The organism is Psychrobacter sp. T6-1, assembly GCF_052258445.1.
Map to the genome: position 1 here is coordinate 1 of NZ_JBQQFC010000262.1, position 3,558 is coordinate 3,558.

Here is a 3,558-nt window from a genome sequence, read left to right on the forward strand (position 1 = left end):
AAGCTAAAAATGATTATCGAGAGTCATACCGGTATCGCGGTCAGCGTCGGTATCGGCAGTACCAAAACCATGGCAAAGCTTGCCAATCATGCTGCCAAAAAATACCCTGCAACAAATGGTATCTGCGTGCTTGAGAGTTTGAGGTGGATACGCCGTTTGATGCAAATTACAGATGTGGGCGAGTTATGGGGCGTCGGTCGGCGCTACAAGCTGAGGTTAAATGCTATGGGTATTCATACGGTTCATCAATTGGCGGTGTGCGAGCCTGGCAAGATTCGTCAGCACTTCGGCGTGGTATTAGAGCGCACTTGCTTGGAGCTGAATGGTCAGTCTTGTCTCGGCATTGAGAGCATAGAGCCTAAAAAACAAATCATCTCCTCGCGCTCTTTTTCGCGCCGCGTGACTTGCCTTGATGAGCTCAGCGAATCGATCTGTAGCCATGTAGCAAAAGCGGCGAGCAAACTGCGCAAACAGAACAGCGTTTGTCATTATCTCAGTGTGTTTTCTATGAGTAGCCCATTTAATCAATCCGAGACTTATACTGCGATATCTGGTCAATATCAGTTTGTAACACCGACAGCGGACACGCGGGTAATGATATTGGCCGCGCGCCAAGTGCTCCAAATTATTTATAAAGAAAACGTTCGTTATGCCAAAGCTGGCGTCATGCTACTAGATTTGTGCCCGCATGATGAGGTGCAGCTAGATTTATTCGCTAATAAAAGTGATTCAAAAGACGATCAGATATCAGATAAAAGTGAAGTAATTACTACTCTTATGGATGAGCTTAATAAGAAGTACGGACAGAACAGTCAGCAGCAAGCAGCGCTCTTTATCGCCAGTGAAGGCATCAAGGACAAACAAACGTGGCAGATGAGTCGCGAGATGCTATCGCCTTGCTACACCACTAATATCAATCAAATCCCAAAAGTACACTAGCTTAATAAAGAAAGGCTAGTGCTTTTAAATAACAGGCGCAACTATGACAGTAAAAATAATAGGTAAATTGACAGATGAAGGCAATCCCGTCCTTTTATCGCTCTATAGCGATAGGGTCAAAGCAGGGTTTCCGAGTCCAGCGACCGACTACGTACAAAATCGTATCGATCTCAATACTTTGCTCATTCGTCATCCGGCGACGACGTATCTGGTCGAAGTAGAAGGCGATAGCATGATCGATATCGGTATCTATCCCAACGATATTTTGGTGGTGGATAGATCACTGACCGCGAGCAATAAAGATATCGTGATTGCATTAGTCGATGATGGTTTTGCCGCCAAGCAATTGATATTAGGTGAGACGATTATTTTGCGCTCGTTAAATGAGGATTATACCGATATCGAAGTCAAAGGCTCGCTTGAGCTGTTTGGGGTGGTGGCGAGTGGTATTAGGCGCTTTAAGCGTTAAGAGGTTTTGTTAAGTAGTATAACTACTGAGCACTACAACACTCGAATCAACATATAAATGCCCATACCGACCATCATGATGTTCTCAGTCAAAGAGACAAAGCCAAGCGGTACGTTTGAATTACCACCCACGCAGGCGCATTTGAGCTCGCGCTTGTCTATATAGACCGCTTTGAACACGGATATACCATTGATACCGCCGATAAATATTGCAACGATAGCTGCTAAAATACTCAACCATGCGACATTTGCAAACATAGCAATACCGACAAATGCCTCAGCAAAGGGATAAACATACGCATAACGCACCACTTTGCGCGCTAGCAAATCATAGCCCAAAAACTGATTGGTAAAGCTTTCTAAATCTTGCAGCTTTTGAATGGCAAGTACTATCATTGACAAGGCAATAAACCAGATAATCGTTTGTATAGTAAATAGCGTACCGCTTATACCCCAAGTAAGTGAGAGACTAGCCAAAGCTGTGGTTGCAAATATTGCAATCACAGGCGTATAACTAAATTCATCCTCTTTAGCAACATCCTTACCAAAAAAAGCTTGCAGATCATCATAGCCACCTACGCGCGCGCCATCGATAAATATTTGCGGCGTGGTAGTGACATCGAATTTATCTTTGACCGCTTGCGTCTCAGCATCATTGGTTAAGGGTTTATCCTCAATCTCATAGCCTTTACGCTGCAAGAGATCAAGCGCTTTTAGACCAAAGGGACAGACATGATTGGGCTTTACCATACGGTAAACAGTTGCTGTTTTCATCGCCGATGCTCCTATTAATAAAATGATCTATGGGCGTTTTTTTCCAGCTTGTGTTTGGGTATACTTACCTTTATTCAAGCTCTTCGATGAGTGCTTGCATCTCACCAATTTCACGCTTTTGCGCCTCAATAATATCATCAGCCAATTGGCGCACGCGTGGATCGTCGATATCAGCGCGTGTACTGGTCAAGATAGCAATGGAGTGATGCGGTATCATTGCTTGCATCCAATCGACCTGATCGACTGTTTGTTGTGAGCGCACGCCCCACAATCCAAAAGCAAACAACACCACGCTCAAGCCGTAAACCATTAGATTAACTTTAGTTTTTTTGTACATATTGCCCATAAAGGCGAGCATGATAATCGCCATCATCGCGCCCATGTACAGCGCCATATAGGCACGAGTCTCGCTAAAATAAACGTGATCCCATTGATACGTATTAAAGTACATCATGATATACATGACGATGGTTGAGGTGAGTATCATTAAAAAGAATTTAAGATACGGGTTCATCTGCTTTTGATTAGCGTTATCCATCACAAACCTCCAAAGTAACTATCCAATTAAAACCAAAATTTTACGCCAGCGGTTACGCTACTAGAGTCAACGGCTTCATCTGACTGACGACGCAGATCTCGCGCACTACCTAAGGCGGACTCATAGCTGACACCCACATAGGGCGCGAGCTGACGACTTAATGTCTCATAAGTGAGCCGAACATTCGTCTCCAGCTCATTAAAGCCTTTGGTTATGTTATTGTCAGTATCATCCTTGCTAAATGCTGTTAACTCAACCTCAGGTATCACCACCCAATGCTGATCTAATCGCCACTCGTACTCTGCGCCTAGATCTAGACGAACCTGCCCATCGGTGTACAGATAAGCCCTAGCATCGGTCTCAATGAAGTAGGGCGCAGTGCCGACAATGCCTGCCATAATGGCAGATTTATCGTTTTCGGTATCATAAGCGACGCCCGCTTCACCATTCCAAAAGATACCAAGCGGTTTCCAGTAAGCCAGCGAGGTCAAGCTCTCGATGTCTTTGTTGTCTTTGGTTTGCGCGCTACCTTCAGTACGTAGTCTTAGACGAGTGCTATCATCACCGTACCAGCCCTCCATCTCAAAGTTAATTAGATCGTCATCGAACTGATAACCCAAATCATCTACTGATATGCCCCATAACGGCATGCTACCCATCATTACAGGCTTACCAAAGCGACCATAAGGAACGCCGTTTGAGTAGTCAGGGCTACGAGCATCAGCTGGAGCATCCCCGCCTTGCATCCCTGACATGTCCATACTGCCATGATCCATGCCCGACATATCCATGCCACTGTGATCCATATCTGACATATCGCCCGACATATCCATGCCACT

The 3,558-nt window shown here is 45.0% G+C and carries 5 protein-coding genes; 2 read left to right on the top strand and 3 right to left on the bottom strand.

Annotated elements, in window-relative coordinates:
- Positions 1–939, top strand: a 939-nt coding sequence (locus tag ACTXGO_RS11290; protein WP_443574555.1) for a DinB/UmuC family translesion DNA polymerase, incomplete at its 5' end; no start/stop codon positions are given.
- 43 nt (positions 940–982) lie between these two features.
- A complete protein-coding gene (gene umuD, locus ACTXGO_RS11295; protein WP_435949454.1) occupies positions 983–1,408 on the top strand; it encodes a translesion error-prone DNA polymerase V autoproteolytic subunit in 426 nt (141 codons plus the stop codon).
- 32 nt (positions 1,409–1,440) lie between these two features.
- Here the strand turns inward: umuD and ACTXGO_RS11300 are convergent, their stop codons facing one another.
- From ACTXGO_RS11300 to ACTXGO_RS11310, 3 genes are all read right to left on the bottom strand, one after another.
- Entirely contained in the window at positions 1,441–2,181 is a 741-nt protein-coding gene (locus tag ACTXGO_RS11300; RefSeq protein ID WP_435949453.1) for a MauE/DoxX family redox-associated membrane protein, read from the bottom strand.
- A 70-nt stretch (positions 2,182–2,251) separates the two neighbouring features.
- On the bottom strand, positions 2,252–2,719 hold the full coding sequence (locus ACTXGO_RS11305) for a DUF305 domain-containing protein (protein ID WP_435949451.1): 468 nt from the start codon (positions 2,717–2,719) through the stop codon (positions 2,252–2,254).
- A gap of 26 nt (positions 2,720–2,745) precedes the next feature.
- Positions 2,746–3,558 (bottom strand): copper resistance protein B (locus ACTXGO_RS11310; RefSeq protein ID WP_443574557.1); only part of this gene is annotated, 813 nt, incomplete at its 5' end.

Excerpts from the sequence above, each read along its gene's own strand:
- umuD (WP_435949454.1), top strand. The coding sequence starts at position 983 with ATGACAGTAAAAATAATAGGTAAATTGACAGATGAAGGCAATCCCGTC.
- ACTXGO_RS11300 (WP_435949453.1), bottom strand. The coding sequence starts at position 2,181 with ATGAAAACAGCAACTGTTTACCGTATGGTAAAGCCCAATCATGTCTGT.
- ACTXGO_RS11305 (WP_435949451.1), bottom strand. The coding sequence starts at position 2,719 with ATGGATAACGCTAATCAAAAGCAGATGAACCCGTATCTTAAATTCTTT.